At 58.3% G+C, this 19,155-nt stretch carries 15 protein-coding genes and 1 pseudogene; 11 read left to right on the forward strand and 5 right to left on the reverse strand.

Annotated elements, in window-relative coordinates:
• Window positions 1–17: 17 nt before the first annotated feature.
• Window positions 18–731, reverse strand: coding sequence for a Tll0287-like domain-containing protein (locus N8E89_RS22025; protein ID WP_262263216.1), 714 nt, complete (start codon window positions 729–731; stop codon window positions 18–20).
• Between the two features lie 614 nt (window positions 732–1,345).
• Here N8E89_RS22025 and N8E89_RS22030 point away from each other — a divergent pair.
• The 4 genes and pseudogenes from N8E89_RS22030 (at window position 1,346) to N8E89_RS22045 (ending at window position 6,164) form a co-directional block, all read left to right on the forward strand.
• Window positions 1,346–2,769 (forward strand): annotated as a pseudogene (locus tag N8E89_RS22030) (FAD-binding oxidoreductase).
• Window positions 2,770–2,826: 57 nt separating this feature from the next.
• On the forward strand, window positions 2,827–4,503 hold the full coding sequence (locus N8E89_RS22035; RefSeq protein ID WP_262263217.1) for an adenylate/guanylate cyclase domain-containing protein: 1,677 nt from the start codon (window positions 2,827–2,829) through the stop codon (window positions 4,501–4,503).
• Window positions 4,427–5,212 carry an ATP-binding protein gene (locus N8E89_RS22040; RefSeq protein ID WP_262263218.1) on the forward strand — a complete coding sequence of 262 codons (786 nt, stop codon included), beginning with the start codon at window positions 4,427–4,429 and terminating at the stop codon, window positions 5,210–5,212. The genes N8E89_RS22035 and N8E89_RS22040 overlap by 77 nt, the downstream gene beginning before the upstream one ends.
• Window positions 5,172–6,164 (forward strand): tetratricopeptide repeat protein, encoded by a 993-nt coding sequence (locus N8E89_RS22045; RefSeq protein WP_262263219.1) that lies wholly within the window; start codon window positions 5,172–5,174, stop codon window positions 6,162–6,164. Before N8E89_RS22040 ends, N8E89_RS22045 begins: the two co-directional genes overlap by 41 nt.
• 438 nt (window positions 6,165–6,602) lie before the next feature.
• Here N8E89_RS22045 and N8E89_RS22050 read toward each other — a convergent pair whose 3' ends face one another.
• The 3 genes from N8E89_RS22050 to hisD all read right to left on the reverse strand — a co-directional run bounded on the left by N8E89_RS22050 (window position 6,603) and on the right by hisD (window position 9,845).
• Window positions 6,603–7,085, reverse strand: coding sequence for an SRPBCC family protein (locus N8E89_RS22050; protein ID WP_262263220.1), 483 nt, complete (start codon window positions 7,083–7,085; stop codon window positions 6,603–6,605).
• A gap of 252 nt (window positions 7,086–7,337) precedes the next feature.
• On the reverse strand, window positions 7,338–8,300 hold the full coding sequence (locus N8E89_RS22055; protein WP_262263221.1) for a DUF6454 family protein: 963 nt from the start codon (window positions 8,298–8,300) through the stop codon (window positions 7,338–7,340).
• A 261-nt stretch (window positions 8,301–8,561) separates the two neighbouring features.
• The gene (gene hisD / locus N8E89_RS22060) at window positions 8,562–9,845 is read right to left on the reverse strand and encodes a histidinol dehydrogenase (protein ID WP_262263222.1); all 1,284 of its coding nucleotides are present in this window, start codon (window positions 9,843–9,845) and stop codon (window positions 8,562–8,564) included.
• Between the two features lie 172 nt (window positions 9,846–10,017).
• Between hisD and N8E89_RS22065 the strand changes: the two genes are divergently transcribed.
• The 7 genes from N8E89_RS22065 to N8E89_RS22095 all read left to right on the forward strand — a co-directional run bounded on the left by N8E89_RS22065 (window position 10,018) and on the right by N8E89_RS22095 (window position 18,078).
• Window positions 10,018–10,566, forward strand: coding sequence for a type II toxin-antitoxin system RelB family anti-toxin (locus tag N8E89_RS22065; RefSeq protein ID WP_262263223.1), 549 nt, complete (start codon window positions 10,018–10,020; stop codon window positions 10,564–10,566).
• A 111-nt stretch (window positions 10,567–10,677) separates the two neighbouring features.
• Window positions 10,678–11,718, forward strand: coding sequence for an ABC transporter substrate-binding protein (locus N8E89_RS22070; RefSeq protein WP_262263224.1), 1,041 nt, complete (start codon window positions 10,678–10,680; stop codon window positions 11,716–11,718).
• A gap of 123 nt (window positions 11,719–11,841) precedes the next feature.
• Entirely contained in the window at window positions 11,842–12,909 is a 1,068-nt protein-coding gene (locus N8E89_RS22075) for an ABC transporter ATP-binding protein (RefSeq protein WP_262263225.1), read from the forward strand.
• Window positions 12,906–14,087 carry an ABC transporter permease gene (locus N8E89_RS22080; protein ID WP_262263226.1) on the forward strand — a complete coding sequence of 394 codons (1,182 nt, stop codon included), beginning with the start codon at window positions 12,906–12,908 and terminating at the stop codon, window positions 14,085–14,087. The genes N8E89_RS22075 and N8E89_RS22080 overlap by 4 nt, the downstream gene beginning before the upstream one ends.
• A complete protein-coding gene (locus N8E89_RS22085; RefSeq protein ID WP_262263227.1) occupies window positions 14,084–14,869 on the forward strand; it encodes an ABC transporter permease in 786 nt (261 codons plus the stop codon). Before N8E89_RS22080 ends, N8E89_RS22085 begins: the two co-directional genes overlap by 4 nt.
• Before the next feature lie 178 nt (window positions 14,870–15,047).
• On the forward strand, window positions 15,048–15,860 hold the full coding sequence (locus N8E89_RS22090) for an alpha/beta hydrolase (RefSeq protein ID WP_262263228.1): 813 nt from the start codon (window positions 15,048–15,050) through the stop codon (window positions 15,858–15,860).
• Between the two features lie 292 nt (window positions 15,861–16,152).
• Window positions 16,153–18,078, forward strand: a complete 1,926-nt coding sequence (locus N8E89_RS22095) for an LTA synthase family protein (protein ID WP_262263229.1) — start codon at window positions 16,153–16,155, stop codon at window positions 18,076–18,078.
• Window positions 18,079–18,433: 355 nt separating this feature from the next.
• On the opposite strand, the gene N8E89_RS22100 is transcribed toward N8E89_RS22095, so the two are convergent.
• A complete protein-coding gene (locus N8E89_RS22100) occupies window positions 18,434–19,153 on the reverse strand; it encodes a GntR family transcriptional regulator (RefSeq protein WP_262263230.1) in 720 nt (239 codons plus the stop codon).
• Between the last annotated feature and the right edge of the window lie 2 nt (window positions 19,154–19,155).

The following is a 19,155-nucleotide window of genomic DNA, read 5'->3' on the forward strand; positions in this document are numbered from 1 at the left end:
GGCGTCGACGAAGGCGCTCATTTGAACAGTGTGATGCTGATCGCACCCCCCAGTTCGCCCTCGCTTCCCCCCTCTTTTGGATAGCCGGAAATGTCAATCTCACCTTTGGGCTGGCCATGACAGGTCAGGCAGGATGCGGAATAATATTCGGGAATGAGCATGCGGAACGACTTGCGGCCGTCCGTTTCGACCTCCTCGACGAAAGACTGGCCCTTTGGCCAATCGGCAGACAGGAATTTGCCTTCAATGACCTGCTGTTCCCATTTGTCGGGAAGCGCCTTGCGGTTTCGCACCAGATCCGTTGGAGCCGTGACTTTCATCTTTGCATGATCGCCGATTTTTTCCTCAAAGCGCTCGTTGACCAGGCGGGCAAAGGTGGCCGGGATAAACCCTTTAAACCCGACCCCCTTGGCATCGATCATTTTCTGATTCTCATCGACAACCTCTCGCAATGCCGCGAGCTGAGCGTCGAACAGCTGCTTATCCTGTTGGCTGAATTGATCGTCCGGTACCGGTTTTCCTTTTGAGAAAATTTCAAGCGCTTCGTCCGCGACGCGTTGGCCGGTAAGGTTCTTCTTTCCTATCGATGCGTCGTTGATGAGGGATTGATGACTTGAAATGACACTGCGACCAGCACGCAAAAAAGCGGCAAGTCGTTCCCCAGTCGCAACGTCGCCATTGTCATCTGCCGCAACAAGGCCCGCAAGAACGCACAAAGCAAATCCTGCCAACAAGGCTCCGCATCTCAGACCGCGATGCATCAATAGTCCTCGTAGTGTTGCGATTTTCAAGCCATTGTATCAGACGAACCCACAATGCAAAATGTACTATATTGGGCTAAGTTTACCATCATTGGCTTGGGTTCGAAGCGTCGGACTGACCACATTCTGCGCAGCGCATTGAGTTGCACAAATCGAACCGCGTCTCCGTTTCACAATGGCCGCTGCCTGGTGCACCTGGCGACAAAACGCATGGCCGGACGTACCGCCGCCTCACAGAGTGTTTCACCGTCGGCAGCATCGTTCTTACGCACCAATGACTTCACTTAAGTATGGCGCTCAATCGAAGCCCATGGCCGAGATCAACGTCTCCATCCTTTAAACATCGCTACCTTGGGGGCGTCACCCTCAAGCAGAACCTGATGAACTCCAGTGTGCAAGGTCGCCACAACGCTCATTTGATGCTAGGATAAAATCGCTAAGAAAGTCGACGAGGTTCCGAGTGCCATCGCTGCAAAGACATCGGAATTGAGGGGGGAAGGACCCGAGTCGCTGGGGGACAACAATCCCGACACCAAGTGCCTTTCCGGCCACCCGCTCGTCGAAGAACGAGGGAGGCGATTTCCGTGACCGAAATTCAGTTCAAAGGGCTCAAGGGCGCAAGTACCGCCCTATCACATGAAATTTTGACGACGTTGCAATTACAGCTTCGCGGCAGTCTATGTCTGGCCGACGAAGCCGGATATGACGAAGCGCGGACGGTCTGGAACGCGATGATCGACCGGCGGCCAGCCGCTGTGGTGCGCTGCCACGGTGCCAGTGACGTGATGCGCGCCGTGCGCCTGGCCCGCGACAATGGACTGCTCCTGGCGGTGCGCGGCGGTGGCCACAACATCTCCGGAAACGCAGTTTGCGAGGGTGGGCTCTTGATCGACCTGTCGCCGATGCGCTCGGTTCGTGTCGATCCGAAGACGCGTAGCGCGCGGGTAGAACCCGGCGTAACGCTCGGCGAGTTTGACAAGGAGGCGCAAGCGTTCGCTCTTGCCACGCCGCTCGGCATCAATTCAACCACAGGGGTCGCCGGGCTCACGCTTGGCGGCGGCTTCGGGTGGCTCAGCCGCAAGTTCGGATTCACGGTTGACAATCTCACCTCGGCTGATGTCGTGACCGCCGACGGCACGCTCCTTCAGGCAAACGCAACGGACAACCCCGATCTTTTCTGGGGTATCCGCGGTGGTGGCGGCAATTTCGGCGTGGTGACGTCGTTCGAGTTCAAATTGCACCCGATCGGTCGCGAAGTGGTATCGGGGTTGATCGTCCACCCGTTTGCGCGCGCCCGCGAGCTCCTCGCCGGCTATCGCCAGGTCGCGGCCAACGCGCCTGATGAGCTGACCATCTGGGTGGTGCTGCGCAAGGCGCCCCCTTGCCGTTCCTGCCGGCCGAGACGCACGGCAAGGAAATTGTGGTGTTCGCGGTGTGCTATACCGGCGAACCGGCGAAGGCGCAGGAGGCACTGGCGCCGCTTCGCGCACTTGGCGAGCCGATCGCCGACGTCATCGGCCCACAGCCCTACGCGGCCTGGCAGACCGCGTTCGATCCACTGCTGACGCCGGGGGCGTATAACTACTGGAAATCACACAATTTCACTGCGCTCAGCGACGGACTGGTCGACACGCTGGTCGATTCTATTGGCACGCTGCCAACAGCGGAGTGCGAGGTGTTCATCGCGCAACTCGGCGGTGCCAGTGGCCGCATAGCCGCCGACGCAACCGCCTTTCCGCATCGCGATGCCAATTTCGTGATGAATGTGCACACAAGGTGGCGCGAACGCGAAGACCAGGAGGCCTCGATCAAATGGGCGCGTGGGCTTTTTGCGGCGACCGCGGTGCACGCGACCGGCGGTGTCTACGTCAATTTCATGCCAGAAGATGAGACGGATCGAGTGGCGGGGGCTTATGGCAGTAACTATGCACGGCTGACGGCGCTCAAGGCCAAATATGACCCGGAAAACCTGTTCCGGCTGAACCAGAACATTCAGCCGACGACGTAGCGCGCCAGGACAGCGGGAAGGCGTTCAAGTAACAACGAGAGCCCGCGCGGAGGTAACTTGGACATTGGGCAATGGCTGCGCGGCCTCGGCCTGCAGTCCTACGAGCAGGCGTTTCGCGACAACGGGGTCGACCTTGACGTCTTGCCCCTCTTGACGACAGACGACCTAAAGGAGATCGGCGTTTCAGCGGTCGGCCACCGGCGGAAGATACTTGATGCGGTCGGAGAACTGATGACGGCGCGCCCGCAGGCGGCAGGTCACAAGGCTCCCGATCGAGCCGAGCGGCGACAGCTCACGGTCATGTTCTGTGACCTTGTCGGCTCGACGGCGTTATCGGCCAGCCTCGACCCGGAAGATATGCAAGAACTGCTGCAGGTCTATCATACACGCGTCGGCGATCTTGCCAGCAAACATGGCGGCTTTGTTGCCAAATATATGGGCGATGGTGCCCTTATCTACTTCGGGTACCCCCATGCGCATGAGGACGACGCTGAACGGGCGGTGCGGGCGGGGCTCGCCCTCGTCGATGGCGTTTCCGAATTGACGGCGCACGGCGATCACCTCAAGGCCCGCGTTGGCATTGCCACCGGGCTTGTGGTGGTCGGCGAGCTGCTTGGGGTTGGCGAGGCGCAAGAGCGCGCGATAGCAGGCGAGACGCCAAACCTTGCGGCCCGGCTGCAGGAACTGGCCGAGGCCGGTGCGGTGGTCATCGCCAGCAATACACGGCGCCTTGTCGGCGACCTCTTCGAGCTTTCCCCATTGGCGCCGTCCGCGCTTAAAGGTTTCGCCGAACCAGTGCAGGCCTGGCGCGTGATCGGCGAGGGAAAGGCCGAAAGCCGATTTGAAGCGCTCCACGGCACGCGGGTCACTCCCATTGTCGGTCGTGAGGAGGAACTCACCCTCGTCTTGTCGCGCTGGCACCAGATAAAGGCGGGGCGCGGGCACGTTGTGCTCATCTCAGGGGAACCCGGCATTGGCAAGTCGAGGTTGGTGCTGGCCCTGCGCGAACGGCTGCAGGAAGAGTCAAAGGCATCGCTCAGCTACGCCTGCTCTCCGCACCACACCAACAGCGCGCTCTTCCCCTTCGTCACGCAGCTGGAGCGGGCGGCAGGATTTGCCTCAGGTGACGACTGGGACGAGCGCCTCGACAAGCTGGAAGCCTTGCTGCACGACACATCGGCGAGGCCCGACAACGCGGTGGCGCTCTTTGCCGACCTGCTCGGCGTCCCGATTGGCCCGCGCTACCAGCTGGCCTCGATGTCATCGCTGCAAAAGAAGGGGCTCCTCTTCCGGGCCTTTCTTGCGCAGCTTGAAGCGCTCGCTATGCGCGGCCCGGTGCTGGTGGTGCTCGAGGACGTGCACTGGCTCGATCCGACGTCACGTGAACTCTTCGATCAGATGGTCGAGCAGCTTCAACATCTGCCGGTACTGCTCATCGCAACGTTTCGACCTGAGCTGTCGCCGCCTTGGATCGGCTTTGCGCATGTCACGCTGATCACGTTGAACCGCCTGGCGCAGGCCCAGATCCGGTCCCTGGTCGAGCGGGTGACGGGCGGCAAGGCGCTGCCCCCGCAAGTCCTGGAGCAAATCCTGGCGCGAACGGAGGGCGTACCCCTCTTTACCGAGGAACTGACCAAGGCTGTGCTCGAGATCCGGATTGCTCGGTCAAGACGGCGACCGTTACGTGCTCGATGCGCCACTCCCGCCGCTGGCAATACCTGCGACCCTGCATGACTCGCTCATGGCCCGCCTCGATCGGCTCTCCCCGGTAAAGGAGGTCGCACAGATCGGCGCATGCATCGGCCGCGAATTCGACCACGCGCTGCTTGCGGCCGTCGTTCCGTTGCCCGACAGCGATCTTGCGGCGGCGCTGGAACGACTGGTCGCCGCGGAGCTTGTCTTTCGTCGTGGCACGCCGCCGGCAGCCACGTACATGTTCAAGCATGCATTGGTGCGTGATGCGGCCTATCAGAGCCTGCTGCGGAAGCGTCGTCAGCAGTTGCATGCGAAGATCGCCACAGCCCTTGAGACAGACTTTCCCCAAACGCTCGAAGCGCAGCCTGAACTGGTTGCCTCGCATTTCGACGAGGCCGGGCACTTCGACAAAGCGGCTGGATATTGGCTACAGGCCGGCCTGTTGGCCGCCGGCCGCTCGGCCAATGTAGAAGCAATTGCGCATCTTCAATCGGGGCTCGCCAGCCTCGCAGCGTGTTCCCCCGGCGAAGCTCGTTCGCGGTTGGAGTTGTCCCTGCTGCTGGCGCTTGGCGCTCCGCTCCTGTTCACCAAGGGATACGCGTCCCGCGAGGCGGAAGCGGTTTACAAACGCGCCCGGGAGCTGTGCCGGGAGCTCGGCAACGATGCGGATCTTTTCACAGCGATAAGAGGACTTGGATATGTTTATCATGTGCGTGCCAACCTTCGTGAAGCGAGCGCCGCTCACTGACGAAACGGTCGAGCTCGCGCATCGGATTGGCGCCCCGGCGTTTCTCGCCGAGGCCTACCATTTTGCCGGGGCACTGACGTTCCATCTCGGCAAATTCCAGGCTGCCCGCGATTGGCATCAGCAAAGCCTGGAGGCCGGCGCCAATCACCGCCATTTCCATTCAGAGGTCTACGGTATCAATATGGGCGCATTCTCCCGCGTCTATATCGCCCACTGCGATTGGCATCTTGGTCAACCCGACCGCGCTCTGCAGACCGCCGAGGACGGGCTTGCGCTCGCGCGGGAAAGCGCGCGCCCCTTTAGTATTGCGCTCGCGCTCGATTACCTCGCGATGCTGCATCAGTTTCGACGTGATCCCGAGGCAGCACTCACTATCGCTGAGGAAGCCCGGAGCCTTTGCCGGGAATATCGGTTCGATTATTACGGAGCATGGAGCGCGCTGGTGCGGGCCTGGGCCATTGCAGAACAAGGCCCGCTCCAGCAGGGGCTCGCAGCCTATGATGCAGCGCTGAAGGAATTCGCAGAAACTGGCGCCGGGCTGCGGATGCCCCACTACCTTTGCCTGCTCGCCGCCATCCAGCGCAAGGCAGGACGACGTGCCGCCGGGCTCAAAATCGTCGCTGAAGCGACTGAGATCGCTGAGACAACGTTGGAGACCTGGTGCAATGCCGAACTCGAACGCGAGCGCGGCGAACTGCTGCTGCTCGACCCTTCCAACGACGCCAGCAAGGCGGCCGAAGCCGCCTTCAAGCGAGCAATCGATATTGCCGCCGATCAGGGCGCGAAAATGCTTCAACTGCGGGCCAGCGCTGCGCTGGCCCAGCTCTGGGCCGAGCACAATCGCATGAAGGAGGCTCTTGATATTCTCGCGCCGATCCATGACTGGTTCAGGCAGGGGTTTGATACGCCCGACCTTTTGCGGGCCCGTAGTCTTCTTGCCAAACTACGATAGTCGCGTTCTGAACACCCGCCCCGCATTCAGCTGGAACTTGCGCGCATTGGCTGCAAATGTGATTGGCTGAGGACGAGACCGGTATCCGGTTGTTGCTTGGTTACCAATCCTGCTGACGATCAGTCGCCGATTAATGGCATCAGGCGCGGCGACTGTAACCACCCTGAAAGGCAAACCACGTCACGGTACAATCGGGTAGAACACGCCGGTAATTCGACAGTGCTCTCGCATTCCGATCAGGCGTTCTGCATCTCTGGCTATCTGAAGGTTTATCGGCGACCATGCGCTGCCGATTATATGCGGATGGATATTGTCAGATCCAGGAGGGAGGCATTCGCGGTTGGCTCCTTGGCACGCAGGCCAGACTCGCGATCAAAGCCGGCAACGGCAGCCGCGCCTTGCTGCATGCGATCCTTCCCGCTTTGCCTGCCCGACGGATCAGTTTCCGCTCATTTCGGCGATCTTGTCGAGACCGGCTTTATAAATGCTGCTGATCACGCCCTTGGCCTCGTCATCGGATTTGCCCTTGGCATCAAAGCTGCTTTTCCAGTCCACCCGGGTCCCATCTCCTTGTGCCGAGACGCTGATGGTGGCGCGATAATTCGCAACGGGAAGCGGAGAGTCGATGATGGCATAGGTGTAGCTGGTATCCGTTTGCTCGACGAGTTTCTCCTTGATTGTGCCGCCGTCTGTGGTCGTGAGTGTGCGATAGGTTGCACCGCCTTCGTCACTCTGCACGCACTTCGATACAGCAGGATGCCAGGTCCCAATGGCGCAGAAGTCGCCGATCTTCTTCCAGACCGCATCCGGATTGCCCGCGACGGTTGCAGAACTGGCCACCTCCAGCGCTGCGGCCGATCCGACCAGAAGACCCATTGCAGCAACAGCGGACGCCAGGGTCTTTAGAATTCTTGTTGTCATCTGCGCGTTCCTCCCAACAAATGACCCATCCTATTTATTTTCTCATGAATCTCAGCTTCCGGATAGGGACTTATGCCCGAAGGCCAGTGCGCCGAGCCCACTGGACGCGCGTGATGGCAATCGCGCACCACCCAAGCGGCGATGACATTCCGTCGCCGGAGGCGGAGAATTGCACGTCCATGAAGGCGTGACGAGACGGTTCCGGCGGGGCCTATCGAGCAAGATGCTGACGACGGTTGTGCGAGGAGCGCGCTATTTTCCCTGCACTTCGTAAATATAGATGGTCGATTGATCGTCTTCAGGTGCGAAATAGGCCATGAGACCGTTATCCGTCGTTTCAATCCAGAACGGGTTTTGCGTCATTGCAAGCCCGGACTGCGTCCAGAGCTGAACCGGGATTTGGTAGACAGGCAGACCCGAAGCGAGATTGACGATCTCGAGACCGCCAAGGGCGAATTTCGGGCCATCCTTTTTGATCTGGTAGTTGGTCAGGCCACCGCAGAGCATTTCGCTGTGGCCAAGATATTTGCAATCCTGATAATCGATGTAGTGGGATGGATTGAGCTTGGCCAATTGGCCAGGGTCAACACCGGCGTTGGTCACTTGCCCATTGTCGCCAAGTGTAAATGCGTAGAAGCGCCGCGATCCCCAACTGACTGCATTCAACGTCCTTTTCTCGCGGTCATGGATGACGCCGCCAAGATGATCGTGGTAGCGAAAAACTTCCCGCGGCCTCATTGTCTGAGGATCGACTTTATAGATGATGGATGCGCTGTTCGGCCTGTATTCGGCAACCGGCACGAAAATCGCATCGCCGTCGAAGTCAATACCGCCCGGATGATAGATCGAGCCTTCGCCGAGGATGACGTCCTCAACGAGATTGCCCTTTGAATCGACCTTGAAAAGATGCCCCACGCCTTTCCCCGTATCACGATCGTAACCGTCCTGCGGCTTGTCGTATTTCTTGGTGGGCGTGGTGATCTCCACCGACGTGATGTAGAAAAAATCGCCAATCTTCACCATTCCCTGCGGATGAAACGTTGGAAACGATAATGGGATTTGCCCGACCCGTTTCCAGACCGTTCCCCTGTCCAAGGTCTTGATCGTTTCACTGATCGTGCGACCGGTATCAGCGGTTTGCGCGAGGGCGGGGGAGATAACAACCATCATCAAGGTCGTCATGATGGTTGGCAATTTGCTGAGGCTTTCGAACATCCGGGGCTCCGTAACTGTCAAATTTTTTCACAAGGTGTACAACCGGCCCGTGACAGAAACGTGAATTTGAACCTCGCAAGCGGCTTCGGTTATGCCTGCGTAAAAGCTGACACAGACCGGTTACAGTGATGAAAGGTCCCCCGACGGTCGCATTGACCTTTCGTGCGCGGGGCATTGATGGGCCATTCTCTCTGGCGGTTCCTGAAAAGATAAACTCGGCCAGTCAGCGAGCGTCCCGCTCATCAATGCCATGAATGGCAGTTACTGCTGATTCAGTCGAAGCGCTGCGGCTCGGCGATGGCCCTCCATGCCCTCCGTTCGACTTTGCCGTACCGACGGGGGAGCGACTGCGGCAACACCGCGCTCGTCGAGCCATTGGTGGGTGCACACCTTGACGTAGGATCCCACCCACAGACCTCCGGTGTAGCGTCCTGCAGCCATGGTCGGAAGCGTGTGGTTCGTCCCGCAACACTTGTCGGAGTACACGACGCTTGCAAGTTTCCCGATGAACAGAGAGCCATAATTGCGCAATTTTCCTGCAGTGGAATGGGAATCGCGCGTGTGAACCTCAAGGTGTTCCGCCGCGATATGGTCCGAATACGCGATCATCGCGGTTTCATCAGCACAAACCGTGATTTCACCATAGTCACGCCACGCGACGCCGGCGACATCGGCTGTGGGCAACGTTTCAAGTTGCCGCTCGACCTCCTCCAGTGTTTCCTCGGCCAGTTTTTGGTCGGTGGTGATGAGGCCGACACGGGTCCTGACATCGTGCTCGGCTTGCGCCAGAAGATCGGTGGCGATCATCTTCGCGTCGCCGGTTTCGTCGGCAACGATGTAAATTTCGCTTGGGCCGGCCAATTGGTCGATGCCCACCTGGCCGAACACCTGCCGCTTGGCTTCATTGACGTAGGCGTTGCCCGGCCCGACGATCTTGTCGACGGCGGGAATGGTTTTGGTGCCGAACGCCATCGCGGCAATGGCCTGCGCGCCGCCCACCTTGAAAATCCTGTCAGCACCGGACAAATGGCAACCGGCAATCATGGCCGGATGGGCATTGGGTGGCAGGCAGGCGATCACCTGATCGCAGCCGGCGACCTTTGCAGGCACGATGGTCATAACGGGGGCAGACAGGATCGGATATCGGCCCCCGGGCACGTAGGCTCCAACAAACTCGACCGGAATGATCCGGTGTCCCAGGTGCAATCCGGGTAGGGCATCGAATTCGAGGGGAAGTATGGTTCGAAGCTGCGCCTCGGCGAACGCCTTGACCCGCTCAATGGCAAACTCCGTGTCTTTGCGGGTCTGCGGATCGAGGTTGGCAACCGCTTCCAGGCGGTCATCGAGGCTCACTTCGAAAGCGTCAATATCCACGCTGTCGTACGTGCGGGAGTATTGCCGTAGGGCAGCGTCCCCTTGTGTGCGCACATTTGCAATGATGTGCTTGACGGTGGCCTCGATTGCGGCCGTATCCGATCCCGAAGAACGGTTCGGCGTCTTGAGATGTTTGATTTTGTCGTCGAGTGGGTTGAAGCGGTTTGGCATTTTGAATCTCTAATTGCTTGCGGCGCGAGGTCTGTCGTCACAATCGTGCACCTGCGGGTTGACTGCAATTGCTCCCGGGGCAGCTGTTCAGTATATTCACCAACGATGAGAGGTCTAACCTGCACCTTTGGGCAGCCTGATCTCGACACGGCACTCCACGGGGAAGGACGTCATGCCAAAGATCGGCATCAAATTGCGGGAAATGCGGCGCAGGCGCGATTTGGGCCTGCGTGAACTGGCGGCACGGTCCGGCATCTCCCATTCCACCATTTCCTTGATAGAACGCGACAAGATGAGTCCGTCGATCGACACGTTGAGTGCGGTCCTTGATGCTCTTGGAACGACGCTGCCGGGGTTCTTCAGCGATCTTCAGTCGAGCCTGCCATACACGCCGTTTTATGGATCAGACGAATTGGTGGAGATCGGCAAGGTCGAAACGATATCCTACCGTGTCATTGGCCTCAATCACCCCAACAGGCAACTTCTCATGCTGCACGAAACCTATGCGGTTGGTGCTGATACGGGGGAGGCGTTCGCCCATGCTGCGCAGGAGGCGGGAATGGTCATTGGCGGCGCAGTGGAAGTGACGGTCGGGGGACAGAAAAAAATCCTCAAAAAGGGCGATGGGTATTATTTCGACAGCCGGCTTCCCCATCGCTTTCGCAATGTCAGCGAGGAGAAAAGCGAGATCTTGAGCGCAATAACCCCACCGACATATTGACGAGAGGGGTTGCAATCGGTGAATTTAATCACCGCTTTGCTTAATCGGGCTTTCAATCAAGTGAAACTGTGATTTGTTAGCCTTTGTCATAGAAAAACAAGGGGAATGACGATGAAAATTCTGAACGCAGCGTTGATGGCATGCGCGCTGGCCACCATTGGAACAATGACCGCTGAAGCCCGTGATCTGACGGTCGTGTCCTGGGGAGGCAACTACCAGGACGCGCAGCGCAAAATCTACTTCGAACCCTTTGCAAAGCAGAGCGGAAAGCCGGTGCTGGATGAGAGTTGGGACGGCGGCTACGGCGTCCTCCAGGCCAAGGTGAAAGCGGGCATTCCAAACTGGGACGCGGTCCAGGTCGAGGCGGAGGAACTTGCGCTTGGCTGCGCGGATGGCATTTACGAAAAGGTTGACTGGGACAAGCTCGGCGGCAAGTCCGCGTTCTTGCCCGCTGCCGTCAGCGATTGCGGTGTCGGCGCGATCGTTTGGTCAACCGGAATTTCCTACGACGGCGACAAGCTCCAGCAAGCGCCGGCCTCTTGGGCCGACTTTTGGGACACGACGAAGATTCCCGGCAAGCGTGGCCTGCGTAAAGGAGCCAAATACGCGCTTGAATTCGCCTTGATGGCGGACGGCGTGGCTGCCGATGAAGTTTATTCGGTTCTTGCCACGCCGGAAGGCGTCGACAGGGCCTTCAAAAAACTCGATGAGCTGAAGCCGAACATTGTCTGGTGGGAGGCCGGAGCCCAGCCGCTGCAATTGCTCTCTTCAGGAGAAGTGGTCATGACGACTGCCTATAACGGACGCATCAGCGGTTTGAACAGGTCCGAAGGCAAGCACTTCGGCTTTGTGTTTCCCGGCAGCATCTATGCGATCGACAGTTGGGTGATCCTGAAGGACAGTCCGAACAAGGACGCGGCGATGGATTTCCTCGCTTATGCCAGCAAAGCGGACAACCAGTCCAAATTGCCTGAATATATCGCTTACGGACTGACCAACACCGAGGCGGGCAAGTTCGTGCCTGCGAAATTCCAGGCCGAGCTTCCGACCTCGCCGGAAAACCTCAAGGGAGCGATTGCCCTGGATGTCGATTTCTGGACCGACAATTCCGAGGCTCTGACGCAGCGTTTCAATGCCTGGCTCGCGCAGTGACGTTGGTCTGCACGGGCGCTGAGACATCAGCGCCCTTGCATTCGCCGTCGTGACGGACAGGTTCGTGGCTTGTCGGACCCATCACCGTTGCGCATTGTTTCATGAGAGCCGAGGTGATCGACATTGAGCAATCCATTCATTCGCTTGGAGAAGGTCAGCAAATCCTTCGGTCTCCTTACCGTTGTTGAGGGATTGAATCTCGAGATCGGCAAGGGGGAGTTCATCAGCCTGCTCGGCCCGTCCGGCTCGGGCAAGACCACGATACTCATGATGCTTGCAGGATTCGAGAATCCGACAAGCGGCGCAATCTGGGCAGGCGGCAAACGCATTGACAGTTTGCCGCCGCACAGACGCAACATGGGTGTCGTCTTCCAGAATTATGCCCTCTTTCCGCACATGACGGTGTCGGAGAACGTTGCCTTCCCCTTGAAAATGCGCGGCCTCCCGCGTGCGCTCATAAAGGAGCGTGTCGAAAAGGCGCTCGATATGGTGCAGCTTGGTTCCCTCGCCGAGCGGCGTCCCTCGCAGCTCTCGGGTGGTCAACAGCAACGGGTTGCCTTGGCGCGTGCCCTGATCTTCGAGCCAGAAGTGGTCCTGATGGATGAACCGCTCGGCGCGCTGGATAAGCAGCTGCGCGAACAGATGCAATTGGACATCCGCGATCTGCATCGACGGCTCGAGCTGACAATCGTCTTTGTGACCCACGACCAGTCGGAGGCGCTGACGATGTCGGATCGCATCGCGATCTTCAATCGCGGAAAAATTGAACAGATCGGCAAACCCTCCGACATCTACGACCATCCAAACACGCAATTCGTGGCGGAGTTTATCGGCGAGACAAATCTGGTACGAGGCTGCGTACAAACGATCGAAGGCGGTACCGCCCGTGTCCAATTGCCCGGCGGGCAGGTGGTTTTCGTTGAAACAGCAACGGACCTTCGTCCAAACGGCAGTATTTGCCTGTCGATAAGGCCCGAGCGAATAAAGGTGGGACGACGGGAGACTGCGGGCAACAACCTTACCGCGGCCATCTCCGATGTCGTCTATCACGGGGATCATTTGCGCCTGCTTGCCCGGAGCGACGGCCAGGGGCTTGTCGTCAAAACCGACCGCAGCCAGCCGACGCTTTCGATTGGCGAGGAAGTGCAACTTTCCTTCCTGCCGTCCGATTGCTGGGTGGTGCGCCCATGAATGCGCCAAGACTGAGCAAACAGGTGATTTCCCTGGTGCTCGTCGCGCCGCTGTTGCTGTTTCTTGTTGTCTTTTTCGCCTTTCCCCTCGTCACGATGATGAAGTCCGCGGTATCCGATCCGGTGGCGGCACGCGCGCTTCCTGCCACCGCCCGTGCGGTTGCAGGATGGGATCGCGCCAGCCCTCCAACCGAAGACATGAAGGCTGCCTTTGTTACCGACATACGCCAGATTAATGACGACCAATTGTTCGGGGATCTTGTACGGCGATTGAACAGCGCAAAATCCGGCTTTCGCACGTTGATGACGAAAACACGTGCGGCCGCTTCAAGCGCCGCTGGAACCATTGATCTCATCGCTCTGGACAAGCGATGGGCCGATCCCTCCTATTGGCAGGCCGTTAGCGTCGCAGCGTCTTCAAGCATTACAGACCGCAACCTTCTGGCAGCAGTTGACCTGCAACGGGACGCGTCCGGTGCAATAACCTCTCTTGCGGCCGATGCTTCGGCGAACAAGACCATCATGCTTCGCACGTTTGTGATGGCTTTGACGGTGACAGTGGCGTGCGTCCTCATCGGACTTCCCTTTGCCATGATCGCTGCTTCGCTCGACGGCTGGAAGCGGCAGTTGTTGCTGGGTGCAGTGCTATTGCCGCTGTGGACGTCGCTCCTGGTGCGGACCGCCGCCTGGTTCATCCTGTTGCAGGACAGGGGCCTGATCAATTCGGCCCTGATGCAATTGGGCTTAACGTCCGGCCCCGTGCCGCTGATCTTCAACCGGGCCGGCGTCATCATTGCCATGACTCACGTCCTGCTTCCCTTCATGGTGCTTCCCATCTTCAGTGTGCTGATCGGCATCCCCAAGAATCTGATGCCGGCCGCGGCCTCCTTGGGAGCCCATCCCGTCCGGGCATTCTGGACTGTCTTGCTGCCTCTCTCACTGCGCGGCGTCGTGTCCGGTTCGCTTTTGGTATTCATGAGCGCCCTCGGGTACTACATAACGCCCGCGCTGATCGGTGGTGCCAAGGACCAGATGATCAGTTCGGTGATTGCCTACTACGCGACGGGGGCCGCCAACTGGGGCATGGCCGGGGCGCTTGGACTGGTTCTCCTTTCGGCCACGTTGATCCTCTACGCGGTCTATCTCCGCCTCTCGTCAGAACGGGAGGCGCGTGCGTGAACGTGTTGCGTTTTTCCAAACTCGTCTTCGGTTCTGCGACCGTGTTCTTTCTCATTGCACCGCTGATTGCGATCCTGCCGCTCGCCTTCACCGACAGCGTCTTTCTCAATTACCCCATTCCGGGTTATTCGACCCGCTGGTTCGAAGAACTGTTCACCGCTGGCGTGTGGCAGCGCTCGATCATCAACAGCCTCATCATCGGTTGCGGTACCACCGTGCTCGCCACGGTTCTGGGGACCGTTGGTGCCCTCGGACTTCGCGACAGGCAGCTTTCGCTGGCGCTCGCGACCATCAAGACGATTTTTCTGCTGCCAATGGTGGTGCCGGCGGTGGTGCTCGGCGTCGGCATGCAGCTCATGTTTGCGCGCTACGGTCTGACCAACACCTATCTTGGGGTGATCATCGCCCACACCGTGGTGGCCGTGCCCTTTGTCGTCGTCAACGTCCTGGCCGTCTTGCAAGGGATCGATCGCCGACTGGAGCAGGCCGCAGCCAGCCTCGGCGCAGCACCCGTTACGGTGCTCAAACAAGTCACCTTGCCGCTGGCGCTCCCCGGCATCGTCTCGGGAGCTGTTTTCGCCTTTGCAACGTCGTTGGACGAAGTCGTGCTCACACTGTTTGTGGCCGGCCCAAACCAGCGCACGCTCGCACGGCAAATGTTCTCGACGATTCGGGAAAACATCAGCCCTGCAATCGCGGCCGCAGCCTTCGTTTTCATTGTCGGCACGGTCTTGATTGCGGTCGTTCTGAATTTTTCGCGAGGCACCAAACAGGCGAATTGATAGCCATCATTGAACCTTTCGCGCCCAGGCGGTGAAGTCCTGGCCGCTTTTATCGAAACGCCGTATATCTGAGCCGTTCCAGTTTTCAGGCGTCAAGCCCGACGTACTCGGAAAACGCATCGAGTTGCGGCTGACGAGGTTCTTGACATTTGACTGACCTGCGGGTGGATAGGTTGTCGTGAGCACTACAAAACTCCTGCTGAGCTTGCCGCTGATGGTGGCTTTTGCCTACGTGTTGCTTGTCGGCCTGGTGTATCTTTCACAGCGCAGCCTCCTTTATCCCGGCGCCAGCCCGACCCCTGCTCCACTGCACGCAAGCTGGGGTGAAAACGTTTCCATCAGGACGCCCGACGGAGAGACGCTTCATGCACTCTACGCTCAGGGCGAAGCTGGCAGGCCTTCAGTGCTGTTCTTTCTCGGCAATGCTGACCGGGTCAGCAACTACGGCTTCCTCGCAAAGGCGCTGGCCGCGCGCGGCATTGGCCTGCTGGCGATTTCCTATCGCGGCTATCCGGGATCGACCGGCTCGCCGAGCGAAATCGGGCTACTGACTGACGGCATTGCTGCGTTCGACTGGCTTTCGGTTCGCTCCCAAGGCGAGATCGTCGTGCTCGGCCAGTCGCTGGGCAGCGGCGTCGCCGTCAACACGGCCGGACAAAGGCCGGCTGTCGCCGTCATCCTTGTGTCGGCCTATCTGTCGGTTCTGTCGCTCGCCCAGACGCATTACCCGTTCTTTCCGGTTGCGCTGCTGATCAAGGACCCTTTTCACTCAGATCTCAAAATTGCGAAGGTGAGGCAACCGAAACTGTTCATCCACGGCCGGCGTGACGACATCATCCCGCTGTCCTCGGGCGAGGCATTATATCAGACCGCTTCGCAGCCAAAGCAGATGCTGATCTACGACGATTCTGGTCACAATGATATTTGGGACGAGCGCATGGTTGCCGATGTCATCGCCTTTGTGGAGGCGCTAAAAACCGGTACATATTGAGTTCGCTAGCGCAAATCCACGGCAGCGGGGTCTTCAGATGCCTTGGATTGCGGCAGAACCGGCCTGCCTGGTGCTGTATCGGTAGCGGCATCATCAAACATTGCACCCTCCTTGACAGGCCAGGCGAACAATTGGTCACGCTATTGAACGCTTATGTGACAGCGTCTGTGCATTCGTGATCGGTTCTTGCCGAAGCGATGGCATTCCTCGTTTTCACATTGCCCACGCTGTTATATGACAATTTGATGACGATTATGTAACGACCATCGTCGCCAACAGCGGGAGACAGCTATTGGCCGAGAGAGTACGGCAGATCAAACTGGAAACGGAGGGCATTGAGCGACCGGAAAAAAACTCCGCCTTGTTGCGCGCGCTCACGCGATCATTGCGTGTTGCCGACTATCTTATCGCAACATGCGTGCTGTCAACGATCCTGGTCTTTCTGATTGAAATCATCGCGCGCGCTTCTCTTGTGGACACAATGGCGTTCTTTGAACAGACAAATCGCCCGGCATGGACGACTGTCGGCATCTATGCGTGCATCGTCATTGCTCTTGATGCGGTTTTGGGACGCTCGCACCACGGGCTGCTGTGGATCGCGCCCCTTGCCTTGCTGTTTGCATGGATCGGGCGGCAGAAAGTGCTCTATCTTGGCGACCCGATTTATCCGTCTGATTTTCTCTATTCGCGCCAGCTCGTTGACCTGTTTCCCCTTCTTGCGCGCGAGCGGCCTTGGACGGCAGTTGGTATTGTCATGGCGGCTGTCATCGCCCCGCTTCTACTTGTCTTCCTCTGGCGCAGCTTACGCTGCCGCGCACTGCCTTTGAACGTCAAGGCAAGGCTCTGGCGACTTGGGATCACCATGCCCTTGCTGGCGGTTTTTGTTTCTGCGATGGATCATTCCATGTTTTCCTGGACGCGGGACCGTCTGCGGGTCCTGCCCATCATGTGGGACCAAAAAGAAAACTATGCATATAACGGCTTTACGATGGCCTTCGCGCTCAACGTTCCAATGGCCAATGTCACAGCACCAGAAGGTTATTCGCAGCAGGCAATCGAGGCGATTGGAGCGCCGTCGCCTGCGCATTTTACCGCCTCGGATCAGCCCGACATCATCATGGTCATGAGCGAATCGTTCTGGGATCCAACCCGGTTGCCCAAAGTGAATTTCAATCGCGACCCCATTCCTGCTGTGCGCGCCAATCAGACTGGTGCAATCTTTTCGCCTGAATTTGGCGGAATGACCGCCAATGTGGAATTCGAGGCGCTTACGGGCTTCTCCAATGCGTTCCTGCCCTATGGCAGCATCCCATACCAGCAATATGTGCGACAGCCATTGCCCTCGCTGGCGACATTCTTGAAAAGCGCTGGCTATGTGACCAAGGCAATCCATCCTTTTCGCCAATGGTTCTGGAATCGGCGCAACGTTTATGCGGCCTTGGGTTTCGACACCTTCATGTCTGAGGAAGATCTGCCAAAGCTTGCCGAACGCGGCCCGCTTGTGTCCGATCAGGCCCTGACTGAAGAGATCATCAGGCAAGCAGACGAGATGCAACAGCCGTTTTTCGTCTTCGCCGTCACGTTGCAAGGCCATGGTCCATACGAACCGAACCGGTACAAGGATCCGTCGATCGATGTGTCGACACCGGCCGGCGAAGCCGCACGCGCGACAATTGGCACCTTCGCCGAAGGTGTATCGGATGCCGATAGCAGCCTCAGGTATTTGATGAATTGGGCCAATAGACGCAGCCGTCCCACGATCCTCGTTTTCTTTGGCGATCATCTGCCTCCGCTCGGAGAGGCTTACGTCGCAACTGGCTATATGAGAATGCGGGTCGCCGATCGGCGGGCGCCACTTTCAGACATGCTCAAACAGCATGAGACGCCTCTGGTCATCTGGTCGAACCGCACCGGGACAGATTTTGGTGTCGGCACGGTCAGCCCCGTATTCCTTCCCTTGCATGTGCTCGAACTTGCCGGCATTGTTCACCCCTATTACACGGGTTTTCTCGGTTCGGTCCGCGACCATTACAAAGTCATCGACCGGCACATTCTGTGGTCTTCCAACGGCGAGGCCAAGGAAAATTGGGCGGCAAACCCGCATATAAATCCCTGGATTGGAAATTTTCGCCTGCTGCAATACGACATGATGTTCGGCGCACAGCACGGTATGAATAGGTTCTTCCCCGAAATGAATGCACAGCCCCCAGCGATGTGAGACGAGGCACGTCGGCTCCTCTTGATGCCGCCATGGAATCGCAACGAAAAAGAGGAGATGCCACGACCAACAATTCCGGAGGGCAGAACCGAACGTCCATGGCACATACCGCGCGATCATTTGGCATTTTCAAACGGGTATCCTCACCTGTCGGTTTTGAACAATCGTCGAATTGGCGTGTCTATTGAGGGGCCGGTTAGGCGGCCCTGGCCTGTTCATCTCGACGAGGACGATTGGTTTGGGCGGTGAAGAGCCGACTTTGAGCGACCCTTAGTGGTATCGTGAGGCTCGTAGACTGGATCGCATGCAGGCCATTTTTTGATGCGCCGCCCAGTCCCAGCAGCATAAAAGCGACTTATTCAGCAGCCTGTGTCAGCCCCAATGCGACATCGGTCGTATAGTTCTCCCGCATGAAGTCGATGAAATTGTCGCGGAACTGCCGCGTATGGGCATGAGCCAACTCATCTGCGCGCTCAACGTCCTTCGCCTTGATGGCTTCAAACATCAACTGGTGCTCATCGGTCAATAGGTACCCATCGTGGGTTCGTTCAAGATACTCAAAATGCAGATGCAGCATCCTTTGGCCCTGATTGAGCAGGCGCTCGTAGAAGCTTGCAAAATAGGGATTTCTGCCCGCCGCGGCGATGGCCATGTGAAACTGCTTGTTGGCCTCGGACATGACAAGGTGATTGGCGGATTTCACCGCTGCCTCGAACTCCTTCAGGCGGCGGGCGATGATTTTAAGATCAGCATCGGTGCGCAGTTCTGCCGCCAACCGCGTATTCATGCGTTGGGCTATATCGAGTGCTTCAACATATTTCGGGAAGATGGCGACCTCTATTGGCGCAACGATCGTGCTTCTATTGGCAAGTGTCACAACCAGGTCGTCTCCCGATAGTCGTATCAAAGCCTCGCGCACAGGCGATCGTGACAGGTCAAATCTTTCTGCCAGCGTGGTCTCATCCAACAGTTGGCCCGGTTGCAGCACGAGAGACAGTATTTCATTGCGTAGCGTTTCATAAACGCTCCTCCAGCTCGCACCCTTCGTGCGCTTCACTTCATGCTCTTTGACCACCA

It is taken from the genome of Phyllobacterium sp. A18/5-2 (assembly GCF_025452215.1).
GTDB classification, from domain to species: Bacteria; Pseudomonadota; Alphaproteobacteria; order Rhizobiales; family Rhizobiaceae; genus Phyllobacterium; species Phyllobacterium sophorae.